This window comes from Bovifimicola ammoniilytica, from assembly GCF_025567085.1.
Lineage (GTDB): Bacteria > Bacillota > Clostridia > Lachnospirales > Lachnospiraceae > Bovifimicola > Bovifimicola ammoniilytica.
In genome coordinates this window covers 308102-327651 of sequence record NZ_JAOQJN010000004.1, presented here as the reverse complement: position 1 = coordinate 327651, position 19550 = coordinate 308102, and the positions used below count along the sequence as shown (strand labels likewise).

Genomic DNA, 19550 nt, shown 5'->3' with positions numbered 1-19550 from the left:
TACACCCCCTTAGTTTTTCTTAAATAATCTTGCGAAAAAGCCCTGCTTCTTATCTAAATCAAGTAATGGAACTTCTTCACCAAGAATACGTTTACAAATATTCATATATGCCTGTCCGGCAAGACTGTCAGAACCAACTAATGGTTCACCGTTATTAGTTGCAATAACGATATTCTCATCATCAGGCACAGCACCAATTAAATCAATTGCAAGAATATCCACAACATCATCAATTGACATCATCTCACCTTTTTTAACCATATCCATACGGATTCTATTAACTACAAGGTCAGCACGTTTCTTCTCATTTGCTTCTAATAATCCAATAATTCTGTCTGCATCACGAATAGCTGATACTTCAGGCATTGTAACAACAATTGCTCTGTCTGCGCCTGCTATGGCATTCTTAAAGCCTTGCTCAATACCTGCAGGACAGTCAAGAATTATGTAATCAAATTCGTCTCTTAATTCATCTGTTAATTTTTTCATCTCTTCAGGAGATACACTGTTCTTATCGCCTGCCTGAGCACATGGTAATAAGAATAAGTTAGGATAACGTTTATCCTTAATCATTGCCTGTTTTGCACGACAATTGCCTTTTACAACATCAACAAGATTATATACGATTCTATTCTCAAGCCCCATTACGACGTCAAGATTTCTTAATCCTATATCTGTGTCAATCAATACTACTTTCTTGTTCAGCATAGCTAAACCTGTACCTACGTTGGCTGTTGTAGTTGTCTTACCAACGCCGCCTTTTCCTGATGTTACTACAATTACTTCACTCATTGTAACAATTCCTCCCAAGTTTTATTGTTTAGTTAAAATGAATATCATTTAAAACTTCTTTATTAAGTGGTTCTATATAAATATTACCATTTTCTACAAATGCAATCTTTGTTTCAGGTTTATTCTTTTTATTTTTAGAATCCTTAGCCTTTTTAGCATCATCTGATGCTCTTGCAATGTAATCACCAATTCTTATCTGCATAGGTTCCATCTCTAATGCCACTACAAATGATGTAGAGTCACCGGTAACACCTGCATATACTGTTCCCTTAAGAGAACCAAGTATTATTACATTACCTGATGAAATTACCTTTGCACCTGGATTAACATCACCAAGAATCACTATGCTTCCTTCACTTTCGATTACCTGTCCTGAACGTAAGGTTCCTCTATAGAACTGTCCATCATTATTCGACAAATCATTCAAATGCTGATCAACTGTTTTTTTGAAATATTCCTCGCGCTCCTTGTCATTATCGACAACACATACAATATTCAAATCTGAATTATCTGCTATTGTATCAAGGACCTGACGTATCTCATTATTATCAAGAAATCTGCCCTCAAAAGTAATTCCCATAGATGAGTTACCAAGAAACTTTGATGATTCTTTAAATTTTTCAGCAATATCTGCCAACAAATTATCAAATGGTATATTTTTATCTAACATAACTATAATACCATATTTATTTCCTTTTATCACTACAGAATTTTTCATTTTTTGAATTTTCATTCCTTTCCTGCTAACATAATGGCTATTATATGTCTTAATCGTTCGTTACACCCGATGTAGGTATTGATGCTATACCACCATATAATTCTTCATCAGTTGTAAGTCCATAGTAGTATTTGATTGTATCACGTACAACCTCTGCCGTATATCCTGATGACTCACCATTAGGAATTAATACACTTAAGGCGATTTCAGGATTCTCATAAGGAGCATATGCCACGAATACTGAGTGGTTTGAACGCAACTTATTCTCCTGTGCAGTACCGGATTTACCCGCCACATTTATCTGGAAACCATTAAATGTTCCTTTTGCAGTACCACCTGTTATAACAAGTCTCATACCATAATGAACGGCATCCCAGGTCGACTGACTGAAATTAGTTGTATTAGTTAATGTAGGCTCATATTGTTTAATAAGATTACCATCTGTATCAATAACCTTATTAAGTAGTGTCAACTGATAATTATGTCCACTATTTGCAACTGTATTCACATATCTTGCAAGCTGGATGTTAGCAAAACTATTTGAACCCTGTCCAATTGCTGAACGTACTGAGTTATCGGTACTGAAAAGTGGTTCATTTTCTTCAATCTCAACACCTGATTTTGTAGTAAGTCCAAGTTGCACACCGTATTTTTTAAGCTTAGACAATCCTAAATCACTGCTAAAACCTCCATGCTCGTCAATACTAAGTTCATAGCCAACTTCGTAGAAGAAATAGTTACATGAGTGTTCAAGTGCCTGTGAGACATTAATTGAACCATGATTACCCGGATATCTCCAACATTTTGGCGATGGTGTGATTTTCTTGAATTCACCAAGGTCTGTAATTGTTCTTCCTGGTGTCAGATAGCCTTCTTCTAATCCTGTTATGGCCGAAAGCATCTTAAAAGTAGAACCTGGTGCAGTCCTCGTTTGGGTTGCTCTGTTATATAGCGGAAGTGACAAATCACTATTTAACTGTTTCCAATATACTGCATCTACTGAACCCGACAATTTATTATTATCATAGCTTGGATATGTTACTAATGCAAGTACATCACCTGAATTAGTATCTGTTACGACTAACGAACCTGAACAAGGATCAAGTGCTAACTGTGCAGGTGTAATTTTAATCTGTTTAATCTGTTCCCTGATAAATTCAAATGCAGAACTTCCACTTCTAAGTGCTGTATAAGCTGCTTCATCATATTCTAGAACATTCTGGTCATATAATAACATACATACCTGATTACCACTAATTGAACCACTATAGATAAGATAATAATAAATCTTTTTGCTAAAGCCTGTATCAGTCGGAAGACTATTGTAAATGTGTTCTACTAATTTATTATAGATTTCATCTGTATCAGAATATTTAACTTCTGAAGAGTCAAATATCTTAGAAGTATTTATCCAGTTCTTAGAAATGGCATATAACAGAAATTCTCTTAAACTAATTGTTTCATTAGTCCATTTCTGATATGTTTCATCTTCACTATCAATTGCTTTTTTGTTAATTATACCCTCGGTATCTGCTAATTTTGTATATATATATGACAAATAAGTATTATTCTCTTCAGGTAACGCAGAGAGTGCCTCTGGTGTATCAGTTGTAAGTTCACTATATACCCAGTTAATAACACCTGACTGTTTTGCTGCGAATTTCGCATAAATATTCTTCTCATTATCTGATGCAGACTCCAGTCCGAACTTATTCAAATCTACAACATTATTATTGATAATCTGATAGTAGACATCTTTGACCGGAATAGGGATTGTCTTCATATCCTCACTTGGTGTCACATCATAATTAACTATTTTCGAATATAAAATACCTGCAAGTTTCTGTTCTAATATCGTATATCCAGCCTTTTGTAATTTAGCATCAAGCGTTAAATACACATCATTTCCTGCCTTGGCATCTGTCTTACTTACATTTTCAAGAATTCGTCCGGTATTATCTACAAATATTGTACTCTTACCTTTAGTTCCCTGAAGATAAGATTCCATTTCTTTTTCTATTCCTGATTTACCTACGACATCTGAACTGATATAGCTGCCACCATCAGAATTTAACTCTGCTAACTGATCTTCTGATATCGTACCTGTATAACCTAATATATGTGCAAAATATACACTGTCATTGTATACTCTTACAGTCTCTTCAGATACAGTTACACCTTTTAACTCTGCCTGTGCCTCATAGATAGCTGCCACAGTCTCCTCAGATACATTTGAAGCTATCTTAGTAGAAATATACTTCTGAAAACGATTAAGTGACAGATTATATCTTACCATAGCAATCTTAATCTGTTCTGCCTTATCATATTCATCTGATATATCAAACATCTTTTCACCACAAAGATATTTCATTACATCATCTGCCGTAGATGTTGACAGTGTCTCTTTTTTAGTATCTAATTCACTTATCGATTTTTTTCCATAAATATCTCTTAAGAATCTTAATCTTTCATTATCAGAAGATACAGAAAATTCAAATTCATTATTTGTATTAAGAATAATAGGAAAATCATTAATCAATGTATCACCATTTGATGTAATTATATTAATGGTTTCAGATATTATCTCATTAAGCTTTTTATCCTTATTTTCTGTGGAATCACTTATATCATCCTCAATTTCAATTGCATATGCAAGTTTGTTATATGCAAGGACTTCACCATTTCTATCGTATATAATTCCTCTTGTTCCGGATGTAAGGACCTCACGTTCTGCCATCTGGATGTAATTTTCTAAATAATATTCTCCATTTACAATCTGTACATTAAATATTCTTATCATCAGAACTGAGAATAATAACACAACAATAATTCCTAATACGAACAATCTTGATTTTAAGATACTTAATATATATTCAAAAAATTCTTTAACCAAATTTTGTTGCACTCCTTTTCTCATAGGCTTCTAATTTACGGTTTATCTTTAACATAATCCGATATATTAAAAGTGTAATAACTACTGTATATATCATTTCTGGTAAAATAATGTGAATCAGATAATATATGAAATTTAAACGGTTTCTAAGCATAAAATTGAATACATAATAGAAGAATGAATACACAAAGTCACTTCCGAATACAAGTCCGATAGGCAACGTAACATCTTCATCATAGAACATAGAATTAAAGAAGCCATTTATGTAACCGATATACATATACAATAATGCATTAAATCCAATTACCTGCCCATAGAATATATCAAGTACCAGACCACTGAAAAAACCAACAAACATTCCCTCTTTCTTACCACGCATAAATCCTGCTGCAAATGTAAGTATGAGTAAAAGGTTCGGTGATACTGATGCTAACGAAAGTGCTTTAAATACTGTGCATTGTAACAGATAAAATACAAATATTGAAATGCCTAATATAATTTTCCGAAGCATATATACCTCATTTCCACGATTAAATCGTTATCTACTGTTCACCGGTAAATTTCTGTTGTTTGATAATAAGAACAATATCTAAATGTGCAAAATCAACTACCGGAGTAACATATGCTGACTTCGTCAGATTATTAGAATCATCAGAAATATCTTTAACATATCCTATCAAAATACCCGGTAAGAATTTACTGCTTATATTAGATGTGATAATCATATCACCCTCATTTACATTAGCATTCTTATTAATATTAAATACCTGAAGTATTCCATCATTAATTAACTGCAGACTTCCTTTTACAATACATTTATCAGATGTTGAAGCAAACTGTGCACTGACATTGCTCTCATCATCAATAATTGAACGGATTATAGAATAATTATCACCAACTTCACTTACGATTCCGACAAGCCCTCCGTCACCGATAACGTTCATATCGACTTCTATTCCATCCTTACTTCCTTTATCAATTGTAAAAGTTGAATACCAGTTACTTGTGTCCTTACTGATAATTCTTGCACCAACCGTCTCGTAATCAGAATATTGTTCACTAAGTTTATATAATTTTCTTAACTGGTCTAACTCATTCTGATCTTCAACTGATAATGCATTCTTATTTTGTAAGTCTAATATTTGTTCTTTAAGACTCTTATTCTCACTTTTTATATTCTTAAGTTCCTTTATATCTGCAGCTCTGTCAGTAAGCCACTTTCCAACTTCATTCATACCCTTTGTAACTGGCGTCATGACATATGTTGCAACCGATTTAACTGGTGTTGCAAATCCTTTAAATACAAATGAAGAAACAATAAGCACAAAACAAAGGAATGTTAAAATGAATAAAACATATTTAATTGGAAATTCTTTTTTTTCTCGTCTTCTCAAAATAATATACCTCTGATAGTCTTTTAGTTATATTGTTTCTCTCTTGGAACATACATTAATTCACTAAGCTTATTATTCGATAATATTTCAGCAATTCCTCTTATAACTGTCTCTTCAGGTTCATCATCAAGATTAATCTTTAATCCTGTTTCATTAGTAATTAACTGTCCGATATTCTGGATTAATGAAGAACCACCTGTAAGATATACCCCTGTGTTAATTATATCAGCAGCAAGTTCAGGCGGAGTTCTCTCTAAGATAACTTTAATAGAATCTATAATAGAATGTAAACATTCCTGAATCGCTTCAAAAACAAGTTCTGAACTTATCTCCTTGCTTGCTGGAAGTCCTGTTACAATATTCCTTCCAAAGGCAACATATGAACTTGATGAAACATTAATAGCATCTGCAAGATTAATCTTAATTTGTTCTGCTGTTCTTCTTCCTATTACAAGATTATATTTTTTTCTTACAATGCTACAGATTGTATCATCTAATTTAGAACCACCTGTTTTAATTAACTTGCTTAAGACAATTCCACCTAATGATATTACAGAAATCTCTGTTGTGTCTGCACCTATATTTACAATAAGATTACCTCTTGGACTTTCAACATCAATTCCTACACCAACTGCATCTGCAATCGGCTTTTCAACTACACTGATATGTTTTGCCTTTACTCTTGATTCCGCGATCATATCATAAAAGGCTCTTTTCTCTACTTCTGTAATATCAGTAGGAACTGCAATACAGAAATTCGATGAACCCGTAATGCCTTTACCATTTAATTTCTTGAAAAATCTTTCGAATAAAATATCCATATTCTTAATATCTGCAATTACACCAAATTTAACAGGAAATGATACCTCGATATTCTCAGGTGCTTTCTCATACATTTCAAATGCCAGGTCACCGAACTGAAATACTTCATCTTTGTTCTTCTTAGCAATAACGTTTTTCTCATTTATTATTTTCTTATTTGTTAATCCAAAAATTTTAAAATTGCTGGTACCTAAATCTATACCATATGAATGTTGTGCCATTATTCTCCTCCATTTTCTAAAACAATCCAATTTGTTTCAGACTTATATATTTATTATCGCCAATAATTATGTGGTCTATCAGATTAATACCGATAATATTTCCCGCCTCTTTCATACGCTTTGTCGTTACTATATCTTCACGGCTAGGTGTCGGGTCACCACTAGGGTGATTATGCAGCAGTATTATATATACTGCACCTGTCCTAAGTGCTTCTATAAATGCCTCTCTTGGGGATGCCATTGATGCATTAACCGTCCCTTTAGACAATTCAAAATCACCTAGGAATCTGTGCTTCGTATTAAGCATTACTACAAGCAGGCGCTCAGTTTCAAGGTGTCTTAAGTCTTCCATATAATAATTTGCAATTATCTCAGGTGAAATAAATTCTTTATCAAGTGGAATGTTTCCTTTAGAAATACGTCTGCTTAATTCTGCCACACACTTTATCTGCGTAGCTTTCACAAGTCCTATTCCTTTAATACTCTGTAATTCCTTTAAAGACAAATTTGTTATTCCTAATATATTATCCGATTTAGACATTGATAATACTGCATCTGATAATTCTACAGATGTCATATTATAAGTACCTGTCCTGATTATAATTGCAAGAAGCTCTGAATCTGTAAGAGCCTCGGGACCTTTGAGTAAAAATTTCTCATAAGGTCTGTTTTCTTTTCTGATTTCCTTAATCGATGTTATCTTCATCATCCTTTCATCAATTATTCTCTCCAGATTCAAAAAAGAAAATTGCTAAAATCTTTTTTATAATAGCATAATAATTATAATTTAACAATACCCGCATCTACTAATTTTTGTAAAGAATTTATTATGCCAAGTTTCGCATGATACCATGTAAGACCACCCTGAAAATAAACTGCATAAGGTGGCTTAATAGGTCCATCTGCACTAAGTTCAATTGATGAACCCTGAATAAATGCACCTGCTGCCATAATTACATCGCTATCATATCCTGGCATTGCCCATGGCTCTGGTGTAACAAAGCTGTCAACCGGAGCTGCTGCCTGTATACCTTTACAGAATTCAATAACTCCCTCTGGACGGCCGAATTCTATGGCCTGAATTATATCATATCTTGGTTCACTGCCATCAGGAACTACTTTAAAGCCTAACTTCTCATATATATTAGCTGCAAATACAGCACCCTTTAAAGCTCCGCTTACTACAGTAGGTGCTAAGAATAATCCCTGGAAAAAGCTCTGTGTCACACCTAATGTTGCACCGACTTCTCTTCCAAGTCCTGGAGCTGTAAGTCTGTACGACGCCTGTTCAATACATTCTTTAGTTCCTACAATGTATCCACCTATAGGTGCAAGTCCCCCACCCGGATTCTTAATAAGTGAACCTACTGTCATATCTGCACCAAAATCACTCGGTTCATCATATTCTACGAATTCACCATAACAGTTATCTACCATCACTATTAATTCAGGATTAATTTCTTTAATAAATTTTATAACATCACCTATTTCATATGGTGAAAGAGTTCTTCTAGGAAGATATCCTTTCGAACGCTGAATTGCTATAAGTTTAGTTTTAGGATTAATTGCCTTTTTTATTCCCTCTTTGTCAAACGAGCCATCCGGTAATAAATCTACCTGTGAATATGTAACTCCAAATTCTTTAAGTGAACCAACAGATGGTCTTATTCCAATAACTTCCTCTAATGTGTCATAAGGCTTTCCTGATACTGATAACAACTCATCACCAGGTCTTAGATTAGAAGCAAGCGCAAGTGCAAGTGCATGGGTTCCGCAAGTTATCTGCGGACGTACAAGTGCTGCTTCTGTATTAAATACTTTCGCATACACTTCTTCTAATGTATCTCTTCCTAAGTCATTATATCCATAACCAGATGAAGCTGAGAAATGTACATCACTTACCCTTGCTTCCTGCATTGCCTTAATAACCTTTAACTGGTTATATTCTGCCTTTTCATCAAATTCCTTAAATCTGTCTTGTAACCTTTCCTCAATTTCAGTACAGAAATCAAGAACTTGCTTTGATATTCCTAAACCATTATACATTTTATCTTTTAATTCATTCATTGTTTTTCTCTATACTTTCTATTAATATAATATTTATAAATTTCGACATCAAAATTTTAGCCGTGCTTAGAACAAATGCACTATTCTGATACCATGATATTTATATTCAATAATAAATGTTATTTAATTATTATCTATTATTGCTTTTTTATGCATTATTTCAACCATAGCATTACTAACTAATCCTTTGTCATTACCATAATCTTCATAATTCATAAAAGTAACTTCTTTCTCACGTCTGAACCACGTAAGCTGGCGTTTTGCAAAATGTCTTGTATCTCGCTTAATTATCTCAACTGCTTCATCTAATGTATATTCTCCATTAAGATATGCAACAATTTCCTTATATCCTAAGCCCTGCATAGATACTAAGTCAGGCATGTATCCTAAATTCAACAGATTCTTAACTTCATTTACAAGTCCCTGTTCAATCATCATATCTACACGCTTATCTATTCTTTCATATAACACATCTCTCTGCCTGTTAAGTACAAAATAGACGAAATTATATGGTGATTTCTTAGAAGCTTCCCTGGAATTATGAACAGAAATCTTTTCGTGATTCACTTCAAAATATTCTAAGGCACGAATTACACGTTTTAAATTATTCTCATGTATTGAATCTGCTGACTCCTTATCTACCTCTTCTAAAAGCTTATGGACATATAAATTGCCTTTTTCCTTTGCTAACTGCTCATACTTCTTACGGATACTATCATCTTTCTCTTCTTCATCAGAAAACTCAATATCATAAAGTATACTCTGTATATAGAAGCCAGTTCCTCCAACAATTATCGGAATTTTACCTTTAGCATATATTTCTTCCATAGCTCTCTTAGACATTGTTTTAAACATATACACATTGAACTCTTCATCAGGATTAAGTTCATCTACCAGATAATGCTTTATTCCATCCATTTCCTCTTTAGTTATTTTAGCCGAACCTATATCCATATATTTATATATCTGTATCGAATCTGCACTTATAATTTCACCATTAATTTTCTTAGCAATATCAATCGATATATCCGTTTTACCAACACCTGTCGGTCCTGTTATTATAACTAATGGTTTCTTATTTAGATTATTCATTTTTCACTAATCCTCTATTCTGAGCAACTTGTCGCAAAGAGGCGGTCAGAAATTCGCGTAGGCGATTTCTGACTTGCCATAAACAGCTATTTGTTTTCGCTCTGAAACAAATAGCTGTGTGAAAGAATTGGTGCATCAGCACAATTCTTTCACACTATCCTCTGTTCTGTTACACTATTCTTTTGAATTTCTTCTCAATTTCATATTTACTCATTGATATAATAGTAGGTCGTCCATGAGGACAATTATAAGGATTGTCTAGTTGCAATAATTGTTCTATTAATGCATTAGCCTCTTCAACTGATAGACGATTATTACCTTTAACTGCTGCCTTGCAGGACATTGAAGCAATCTTCTCTGTTATTAAATCTGATTTTAATTCTGCAGAAGTCTCTGTAAGTGAATCAATAAGACTCATTAATAGTTCTTTCTGTCCAATAGAATACAGATTAGCAGGTACAGCACGTACAGCATAGTCCTTACCACCAAATGGCTCGATTTCATAGCCGAATCTTTCGAATTCATCACTGAATCTGTTAATTATATTTTCCTCCTCCATTGATAATGTAAGTATAATCGGAGGATTAATCTGCTGCGAGGTAATCTCTTTATTCTTAAATGACTTCAACGTCTTTTCGTATAGTACCTTTTCATGAGCCGCATGCTGGTCAATTATATATAAATTGTTATCATACTCAATAAGCCAGTAAGTATCGAAAAGTTGTCCTATCATTTTATGCTTCTTACGTTCTTTTTTAGACAAGAAAACATCATTGAATAAATCTATCTGTTCAGTCTGCCCCTGTACTGGTATTGCATTATAATCATCTGCACCATCAGCAACCATAGATATATCTGCTACGCTATCATTTTCTGAAGCATATGAGACCCTTTCTATATCATTTAACATATTTCTTCTGATTTCAAATGGTTCAGGTTCTCTTATATGTCTTTTAGGCTGTTGTTTTTCCTTTGTTGTAATCGCATTTGCAATATTCTCAATATTTTTCACATCGTTTTCAATATTCTCAATATTTTTCACATTGTTTTCAATGTTATTTATATTGCTTTCAATATTATTGACATTATTTGTAATAGTTTGTACATGAGCTTTCTTAGAATTACCCGAATCTGCCTCTGCTACCTCAGGAATTAATTCACGTCTGCTAAGTGCTGCCGAAATCGCATTATAGAAAATATTATATATATCCATTGGATTCTCAAAACGAATCTCCATTTTAGACGGATGAACATTTACATCTATAAGATAGTTGTCTATCTGAAAATGTAATACACAGAATGGATAATTATGCTGCATCATATATGGCTTATATGCTTCCTCAATTGCATTATTTATAATTTTACTTTTTATAAATCTGCCATTAATGAAGTATACCATATTATTTCTGTTGCCTCTTGAGACAATCGGTTTCCCGATATATCCTGTAAGATGCATATTCATTGCTATATCGTCTATCTCTAATATATTTGCAGCAACATCTCGTCCATATATAGAATATATAATTTCATTTAATTTATTATTACCCGATGTATGAAGTTTATTTTGATTATTGTTAATAAACCTGATTGAAACTTCTGGATGTGAAAGGGCAATTTTCTCCACTATGCTACTTATATATGATGCCTCTGTTGTAGCTGATTTTAAAAATTTACGTCGTGCTGGTGTATTATAGAACAAATTTCTTATAATAAATGTTGTTCCTGTAGGTGCACCGACTTCCTCAAGACATTTTTCTTCTCCACCCTCAATCACATATCGTATTCCTGTTAAATCAGAAGGAGTCTTCGTAATACATTCTAACTGTGTAACGGCAGCAATACTTGATAATGCCTCTCCACGAAATCCTAACGAACTGGCACTTAATAAATCTTCTACATTCTTAATTTTGCTAGTAGCATGTCTTAAAAAAGCATTTTTTATATCATCTTTTTCTATTCCCTGTCCATTATCCGTAATTCTGATAAATGAAATACCACCATCTTTTATCTCAACCGTAACCGCAGTTGCCCTGGCATCAATTGCATTTTCTAAAACTTCCTTAACAATTGATGATGGTCTGTCTACAACCTCTCCGGCTGCAATCTTATCCACAGTAGATTTATCAAGAACATTTATATGTGCCATAGTTCACCTCATCCTTTTATTTCTAAACATTAACAACTATTACCAACGGTTCCTTAACTTATTTTGAAGTTTATATAATGTATTTAATGCATCCATAGGTGTCATATTAGATATATCTAACTCTTTTAATTCGTTTATAATGTCATCATCTTTAACAGTATCAAATAATGACATCTGGGTTGCATCTGTATCATCTTTAACAAATTGCTTATTCTTAATTGCCGGTTTAGACGAAATCGCAATCTCTTTAGCCCTCGCACTTATGTCAGCATCCGATAATTCCATCGCAATCTCTTTAGCACGTAATATAACTGACTCCGGTATTCCTGCAAGTTTAGCAACCTGTATACCATAACTCTTATCAGCACCGCCTTTGACAATTTTTCTTAAGAATACGATATCATCGCCCTGTTCCTTAACTGCTATACAATAGTTATTTACGCCCGCTAAAGTACCCTCTAATTCGGTAAGTTCATGATAATGCGTGGCAAATAGTGTCTTTGCACCTAGAAGCTTTGTATTGCTTATATGTTCAACTACAGCCCATGCAATACTAAGGCCATCAAAAGTACTTGTACCTCGTCCTATTTCATCAAGGATAAGTAAACTGTTAGAAGTAGCATTTCTAAGGATATTAGCAACCTCTGTCATCTCCACCATAAATGTACTCTGTCCCGATGCCAAATCATCAGAGGCTCCGACTCTGGTAAAAATTCTGTCACATATTCCGATATTAGCAGAGCTTGCAGGAACAAATGAGCCAATCTGTGCCATTAATACAATTAATGCCGTCTGTCTCATATATGTAGATTTACCTGCCATATTAGGACCTGTTATTATCGAAATTCTGTTATTATGCTTATCTAAATAAGTATCATTTTCAACAAACATTGAACCATTCATCATCTTTTCAACTACAGGATGACGACCGTTTTTAATATCAATAATGCCTTTTTCATTAATTGATGGTCTGACGAAATTATTATGCTCTGCCACATATGCAAGTGATGCATATACATCAATCCTGGCAACTATTTTAGCTGTATGTTTAATTCTTACAACTTCATCAGCTATAGTATTTCTTATAAGGCAGAATTTATCATATTCAATAGCAGAAAGTTTCTCTTCTGCGCCAAGAATTATATCCTCTAAATTCTTTAATTCATCGGTAATATAGCGTTCTGCATTAGCTAATGTCTGTTTTCTTGTATAATTATCAGGTACTAAATCCTTAAATGAATTAGTAACTTCTATATAATATCCAAATACCTTATTATATTTAATCTTTAAACTCTTTATTCCGGTTCTTTCCTTTTCTTTTGCTTCTAAATCTGCAATCCAGTTCTTACCCTCTGTCTTGGCTTTTCTCAATCTGTCGATTTCTTCTGAATATCCATCTTTAATTATTCCACCCTCACGAATAGTTACAGGTGGCTCTTCCATAATTGAATCTCTGACAAGTTCGTATAAGTCTTCAAGCACATCAAACTTATTATATAATCCGGATAATTCTTCTGATTTATATGACTTCATCTGATTTTTAATATGAGGTAATAACTCTAACGAATTTCTGAATGCTATTAAGTCTCTCGGATTAGCTGACTGATACGAAATACGGCTTATTAATCTTTCTAAATCATATACCGGATTAAGATATTCTCTTATCTCTTCTCTTGTAATTAAGTCATCATTAATCTCTGCAATAGCCTCCTGACGCTTTATTATATCTTCTTTCTTAACAAGAGGCTGTTCTATGTATTGTCTTAAGGTTCTTGCACCCATTGCTGTCTTAGTCTTATCAAGAACCCACAGAAGTGAGCCACGTTTCTGTTTCTCACGAAGTGTCTCCGTTAATTCAAGATTTCTTCTGGTAGATGTATCAATTATCATATATTTTCCAGTAGAATAAGGAGATATCGCAATAATATGTGATAATGATATCTTCTGTGTTTCGAGCAGATATTTCATCAATGCACCTGCTGCAATTGTGCCTGTAGGATAATCATCAAGTCCTAATCCTGATAAATTCATTACATGAAAATGGTCTTTTAAGGTATTTACACACATCTCTTCATCAAAATACCATGAATCTAATGTAAATATGCATATGTTAAGTCTGTTCTTCAAATCATCAGTATCTATACCAGTCAGATAAAATGGTGAATTAACTACTATCTCTGATGGCATAAACTTATTAATTTCATCTAATAATGACCTCCTAGAATTGACCTCTGTTACCATAAAATCTCCAGTTGTAATATCAGTTATTGCAATTCCAAATTTATCATCAAGATATGATATACACATAAGATAATTATTTTTTGTTTCGTCCATTGATGAAGTATTAAGATTAGTTCCCGGAGTAACCACTCTTATTACTTCACGTTTAACTAACCCCTTTGCCAGCTTAGGATCTTCTACCTGTTCACCTATAGCAACTTTATATCCTTTTTCAACAAGTTTGCTCAAATATGTATCTACAGCATGATAAGGTATTCCACACATAGGCGCACGTTCTTCAAGTCCACAGTCCTTACCTGTAAGTGTCAATTCTAACTCTTTAGAAGCTAAGATTGCATCATCAAAAAACATCTCATAAAAGTCGCCTAATCTGTAGAACAGAATACAGTCCTTATATTGCTCCTTTGTTTCCATATATTTTTGCATCATTGGTGATAACTGCCCCATGTCAACCTCCGTTTTTCGAATGTATTTCATTTGCTCTTTCTATTGCTGCATCAATGTTTGGACAAATATTCTCTTCTCCGACCATTTCTATAAAGCCTGCTTTTTCAAATACGTGTTTTGGTTGTTCATTAATGTGCGAGAGTACAAGTGTCATTCCATTTGCTTTACATGTTTTTAAGATATTTAAAAGTGTCTGATATGCTGTAACATCTAGTGCAGGCACTCCTCTCATTCTGATAATAAGTACATCTCCTTCAGTTTCAGATACAACCTCCATAAATTTATCTGCTGCGCCAAAGAACATTGGTCCGTTAATTTCGAATACATGTGTTCCTTTTGGCACAACTTTCAGGCCTATTGCATCTTCATCTTCGGTATCTTCTTCATCTTCGTCTATATATTTCCAGCCATGTACATATGTAACCTCTGACATTCTCTTCATAAATAACAGACAGGTTAAGACAATACCGACACCTATTGCTACTACTAAATCAAATACTACTGTTAACACAAAAGTTAAGATGAGTACAAGTATATCACTTTTTGGTGCTGTTTTACATATATTGAGAAATTTTCTCCATTCACACATATTATAAGCAACCATAAATAATATTGCTGCAATGCAAGGCATAGGAATAAGTGCCGCATATGGCATCAAAATCACTAATATAAGTGCAAGTGTTATAGAATGAACTATTCCTGCTATAGGAGTTCTACCTCCATTTTTAACATTCGCAGCCGTTCTTGCTATCGCACCTGTTGCAGGTATTCCACCGAAAAATGCACTACCGATATTACCTAAGCCCTGTGCCACAAGTTCAGCATTTGATTTATGCCTGCTTCCAATCATACCGTCTGCAACTACACAGGAAAGAAGTGACTCAATAGCTGCAAGTATCGCTATTGTAAATGCATTAGGTAATAATAAACGTATTTTTTCAAATGAAAATGCAGGCATATTAAAATGTGGTAACTTTGATGAAATTGTATACAATGAACCAATTGTATTTACATCAAGTGATAATAATTTTACTGCTGCAGCAGTTATAATAATAGCTATTAATGATGGAGGAATTATCTTATTAATCTTTGGCCATATTATTAATATTAATAATGCCACAAGTCCTATTATTAAAGCTGATACATTAACAGTATTAATGCAGCTTCCAATCATCTTAACTTTATCCATAGTCTCTATCAGAGGCTCTTTAGTCTGCTTAAATGTAAGTCCTAAAAAATCTTTAATCTGACCAATGAAAATAGTAACTGCAATACCACTTGTAAAACCAGTAGTTATGGTAAGTGGTATGAATTTAATCAGGCTTCCGAATTTGAACAATCCCATTAATACAAGAATAATACCTGCCATTATGGTAGCAATTATTAATCCGTCAATTCCCTCTGTAGCCACGATTCCTGCTACAATTGTTGCAAATGCCGCTGTTGGTCCTGCAATCTGGACACGACTTCCACCGAAAAATGAGATGATAAAACCAGCAACTATCGCTGTATATAATCCCATTTCCGGAGTTACTCCTGATGCAAGTGCTAACGCAATTGATAATGGTAATGCAATAATTGCAACAATTATGCCTGCCACTACGTCTTTAACAAACTGTTCTTTAGTATAATCTTTCATTACCGAAAATAATTTTGGTTTAATATAATTCATAACTTTTTCACAAACACTTTCTTTTCTTCATTCTTTTCTTCATTCTTTTCTTCATTCTTTTCTTGTTACTTCTTTTTATTTCTTTATTCTTATTTCCTGCTTCTTTTTTATTTTTGCCACTATTATTCTTCAACCATTGTGCCAAAGTAATAAAAGCCTTTAGCTTCATCTAAGTGTACATTTACAATCTTACCGATTAAATCTTTAGTTCCTTTAAAATGCACTGTTGTGCTGTTACTTAATTTACCAGTAACTAATGAGGAATCATGGTCATTTACTTCTTCAACTAATACTTCCATAGTCTCTCCAACATATTTACCTGTATTTTCATTAGAAATCTCCTGAACTACTTCTAATAATCTGTTAAATCTGTCCTTAACCACATCTTCCGGAACCTGATTTTCCATTTTAGCAGCAGGTGTGCCTGTTCTCTTCGAATATATGAAAGTATATGCACTGTCATATCTTACTTTCTTAACTACATCTAATGTCTCTAAGAAGTCCTCCTCTGTTTCACCTGGAAAACCTACAATAATATCAGTAGATAATGCCATATCAGGTATTTCTCTTCTAATCTTTAATGCAAGATCTAGGTATTTCTCCTTATCATAATGTCTGTTCATTATTTTAAGAATACGACTGCTTCCTGATTGTAATGGAAGATGTAGCTGTCTGCATATCTTCTTTGAGTTCTTCATAACTTCAATCAAATCATCTGATAAATCTTTAGGGTGTGAAGTCATAAATCTGATTCGCTCTAATCCATCTATTTCTTCTACACGTTTAAGAAGTTCGGCAAATGAGATTCCATTTTCTAGGTTTTTGCCATAAGAATTGACATTTTGTCCGAGTAACATCACCTCCACAACGCCATCTGCAACTAATTTTTTAATCTCTTCTATAATATCTTCAGGCTTTCTGCTTCTTTCACGACCTCTTACATAAGGCACTATACAATAACTACAAAAGTTATTGCAGCCAAACATAATATTTACACCTGATTTGAATGGATATTTACGGTCAATAGGAAGTTCTTCAACAATCTTATCTGTATCTTTCCATATCTCAATAACACTGTTTCCAGTTGTGAATTTCTCATATAGAAGTTCTGCTAACTTAAATATATTATGCGTTCCAAATATTAGGTCAACAAAACGGTAGCTGCTTTTAATTTTCTCAACTACTGTTTCTTCCTGCATCATACAACCACATAATGAAATAATCATTTCAGGGTTCTTATTCTTCAATTTCTTCAAATTACCAAGATGTCCATATACTTTTAGATTAGCATTTTCTCTGACGGTGCAGGTATTATATAAGATAAAATCAGGTTCTTCATTTGAAGTAGTAAGCACATAGCCTATTGCCTCAAGAATACCTGTTAATTTTTCTGAATCTCTGGCATTCATCTGACAACCAAATGTCTGAATCTGACAATAAAGAGGACGTCTTAACAGTTCGCTCTTCTTACGGATTATTTCTCTGCATTTTGCCATATAGTAATATTGTCTTGCCGGTTCTTCTAATGGTGCCTCGGTTGATATATCTACTAAATCAAGGTTAATTTCGTTCATAAGTAATCCTTTCGTATTAATTTCTTTATAATATAATGCCAGAAATAAAAGTTGGTTTATAGCTTATTATCCTGACACAATTTTATAAGTATCATCTGGTATTATAATTACTAGATCAGACCTCTAGGCGTACAAACACCCAAATTAATATTATATATAGTTAAAATATTATTGTCAATGCAAATAAATTAGCATTCTTAAAAATTCAAGTGGAACATTTTTAAGTTCATTATATACCCTCGTACAGTAAGATGCCTCCAATGGAAATGTTGCTTCATCTTCTACTGTTTCTACGGTTATTGCCGGCAACAGGTATCTTTCCGAGAAGAAATTAACTGTATTTCCCCCGGACAGATTATCAGAATTCTCATCATTTGGTGTATATAAAGAATAGCCTGTAATTTTAGATAACCGGCAGGCAATATCGAACTGTTTTCTGTTATACTCATATACCATTGCACTTCTATAATAGAATATAGAATTTCCTCTTGAATGAAAATCTATCATTCCCATAAAATCATTTTGTTCGCACACCTTTATAAATGCCATTGTTTCAGGCTCATTATCAGGAAGCCCCGAATTATTAGTAAATGCAAAAGACTGCGACATAAAATTCCTGTTAATATCCACTCCATCACCATTGAATTTATATTCTTTGTATGGAATATTACAATGCCTACAATTATTTCTTAGAATTTTATCATTAATTGCATAATATCCCTCCATAGCAATAGTGTAACCATCAGGATTCAATAGAGGAATAAAATACAAAGCATATTTGTCTAATAATTTTTCTCCATAAGAATAATAACGATGCGAAAGTCGTTCTATCAAAGAAAGCATAACTGTAGGATTAATTATTTCCCTGCCATGAACCCCCGCCACAAATACCGGACCTCTATTTCCTTTTCCTACTTTTACCATAAATATTATCCTGTTATCGTTAGAAGTTCCTATATGGGTAACTTTAATTAATTGCGGATATAATTTTGCGATATGCAAAGACTTGTTTAATAAAGAATTGTATGTATAGATATTGTCGAGATTGATAATCATATAAAACCTTTTTTTGATATTATATGCCTTAGAAAATAAAAAAAGACGTCAGGGATGCAGATGTTGTACTTGTAATTCTTAGGACGTTGTATATAAATGTAGTAAAACTTCGCTCAGTGATAATAAATGCATCATCTGTATATAGCAAACTGCGGGGATGTAGATTTAGAACTTTTTGTAAGAATTGCGTAAATTTGTCAGGTATTATCTTTCTTCTCATATTTTGTGTACATTTACCAGACAGACACTTAAGCAGGAATGTCCGTCTGTAACATACACTTTCGTATTCCTTTATCGGGTGTGAGTAAATGCCGCCATCTGCAAAGTCTATTACGGTGCAGTAAATCAAACGCGCTTCGCTTGAACGGTAATTTACTGCACCGACCTTTTGCATATGACGGCATATAACTCACAC

At 33.4% G+C, this 19550-nt stretch carries 14 protein-coding genes; all 14 read right to left on the bottom strand.

Annotated features, from left to right (window positions below):
* Positions 1–9: 9 nt before the first annotated feature.
* The 14 genes from minD to OCV48_RS07170 all read right to left on the bottom strand — a co-directional run bounded on the left by minD (position 10) and on the right by OCV48_RS07170 (position 19135).
* Positions 10–792: a septum site-determining protein MinD gene (gene minD / locus OCV48_RS07235; protein ID WP_021983343.1), complete on the bottom strand. Its 783-nt coding sequence runs from the start codon at positions 790–792 to the stop codon at positions 10–12.
* Between the two features lie 28 nt (positions 793–820).
* Positions 821–1525, bottom strand: a complete 705-nt coding sequence (locus OCV48_RS07230; RefSeq protein ID WP_021983342.1) for a septum site-determining protein MinC — start codon at positions 1523–1525, stop codon at positions 821–823.
* Between the two features lie 34 nt (positions 1526–1559).
* Positions 1560–4403: a penicillin-binding transpeptidase domain-containing protein gene (locus OCV48_RS07225; RefSeq protein WP_262559354.1), complete on the bottom strand. Its 2844-nt coding sequence runs from the start codon at positions 4401–4403 to the stop codon at positions 1560–1562.
* The gene (gene mreD, locus OCV48_RS07220; protein ID WP_147591509.1) at positions 4396–4914 is read right to left on the bottom strand and encodes a rod shape-determining protein MreD; all 519 of its coding nucleotides are present in this window, start codon (positions 4912–4914) and stop codon (positions 4396–4398) included. Before mreD ends, OCV48_RS07225 begins: the two co-directional genes overlap by 8 nt.
* 31 nt (positions 4915–4945) lie before the next feature.
* Positions 4946–5797: a rod shape-determining protein MreC gene (gene mreC, locus OCV48_RS07215; protein WP_021983339.1), complete on the bottom strand. Its 852-nt coding sequence runs from the start codon at positions 5795–5797 to the stop codon at positions 4946–4948.
* Positions 5798–5820: 23 nt separating this feature from the next.
* Positions 5821–6840: a rod shape-determining protein gene (gene mreB / locus OCV48_RS07210; protein WP_147591508.1), complete on the bottom strand. Its 1020-nt coding sequence runs from the start codon at positions 6838–6840 to the stop codon at positions 5821–5823.
* Positions 6841–6856: 16 nt separating this feature from the next.
* A complete protein-coding gene (gene radC / locus OCV48_RS07205; RefSeq protein WP_317246815.1) occupies positions 6857–7579 on the bottom strand; it encodes a RadC family protein in 723 nt (240 codons plus the stop codon).
* A 41-nt stretch (positions 7580–7620) separates the two neighbouring features.
* Positions 7621–8907 (bottom strand): methionine gamma-lyase family protein, encoded by a 1287-nt coding sequence (locus OCV48_RS07200; protein ID WP_021983336.1) that lies wholly within the window; start codon positions 8905–8907, stop codon positions 7621–7623.
* A 123-nt stretch (positions 8908–9030) separates the two neighbouring features.
* Positions 9031–9999 carry a tRNA (adenosine(37)-N6)-dimethylallyltransferase MiaA gene (gene miaA / locus OCV48_RS07195; protein WP_147591507.1) on the bottom strand — a complete coding sequence of 323 codons (969 nt, stop codon included), beginning with the start codon at positions 9997–9999 and terminating at the stop codon, positions 9031–9033.
* A gap of 169 nt (positions 10000–10168) precedes the next feature.
* A complete protein-coding gene (gene mutL, locus OCV48_RS07190; RefSeq protein WP_147591506.1) occupies positions 10169–12145 on the bottom strand; it encodes a DNA mismatch repair endonuclease MutL in 1977 nt (658 codons plus the stop codon).
* A gap of 39 nt (positions 12146–12184) precedes the next feature.
* The gene (gene mutS, locus OCV48_RS07185; protein ID WP_147591505.1) at positions 12185–14833 is read right to left on the bottom strand and encodes a DNA mismatch repair protein MutS; all 2649 of its coding nucleotides are present in this window, start codon (positions 14831–14833) and stop codon (positions 12185–12187) included.
* A 1-nt stretch (position 14834) separates the two neighbouring features.
* The gene (locus tag OCV48_RS07180; protein WP_147591504.1) at positions 14835–16505 is read right to left on the bottom strand and encodes a SulP family inorganic anion transporter; all 1671 of its coding nucleotides are present in this window, start codon (positions 16503–16505) and stop codon (positions 14835–14837) included.
* A gap of 122 nt (positions 16506–16627) precedes the next feature.
* Positions 16628–18079: a tRNA (N6-isopentenyl adenosine(37)-C2)-methylthiotransferase MiaB gene (gene miaB, locus OCV48_RS07175; RefSeq protein WP_147591503.1), complete on the bottom strand. Its 1452-nt coding sequence runs from the start codon at positions 18077–18079 to the stop codon at positions 16628–16630.
* 174 nt (positions 18080–18253) lie between these two features.
* Positions 18254–19135 carry a M14 family zinc carboxypeptidase gene (locus tag OCV48_RS07170; RefSeq protein ID WP_147591502.1) on the bottom strand — a complete coding sequence of 294 codons (882 nt, stop codon included), beginning with the start codon at positions 19133–19135 and terminating at the stop codon, positions 18254–18256.
* Positions 19136–19550: the final 415 nt, after the last annotated feature.

Bases quoted from the DNA above. Each gene is read 5' to 3' on its own strand.
- minD (WP_021983343.1), bottom strand. From the start codon at position 792: ATGAGTGAAGTAATTGTAGTAACATCAGGAAAAGGCGGCGTTGGTAAG.
- OCV48_RS07230 (WP_021983342.1), bottom strand. From the start codon at position 1,525: ATGAAAATTCAAAAAATGAAAAATTCTGTAGTGATAAAAGGAAATAAA.
- mreD (WP_147591509.1), bottom strand. From the start codon at position 4,914: ATGCTTCGGAAAATTATATTAGGCATTTCAATATTTGTATTTTATCTG.
- mreB (WP_147591508.1), bottom strand. From the start codon at position 6,840: ATGGCACAACATTCATATGGTATAGATTTAGGTACCAGCAATTTTAAA.
- OCV48_RS07200 (WP_021983336.1), bottom strand. From the start codon at position 8,907: ATGAATGAATTAAAAGATAAAATGTATAATGGTTTAGGAATATCAAAG.
- miaA (WP_147591507.1), bottom strand. From the start codon at position 9,999: ATGAATAATCTAAATAAGAAACCATTAGTTATAATAACAGGACCGACA.
- mutL (WP_147591506.1), bottom strand. From the start codon at position 12,145: ATGGCACATATAAATGTTCTTGATAAATCTACTGTGGATAAGATTGCA.
- mutS (WP_147591505.1), bottom strand. From the start codon at position 14,833: ATGGGGCAGTTATCACCAATGATGCAAAAATATATGGAAACAAAGGAG.
- OCV48_RS07180 (WP_147591504.1), bottom strand. From the start codon at position 16,505: ATGAATTATATTAAACCAAAATTATTTTCGGTAATGAAAGATTATACT.
- miaB (WP_147591503.1), bottom strand. From the start codon at position 18,079: ATGAACGAAATTAACCTTGATTTAGTAGATATATCAACCGAGGCACCA.
- OCV48_RS07170 (WP_147591502.1), bottom strand. From the start codon at position 19,135: ATGATTATCAATCTCGACAATATCTATACATACAATTCTTTATTAAAC.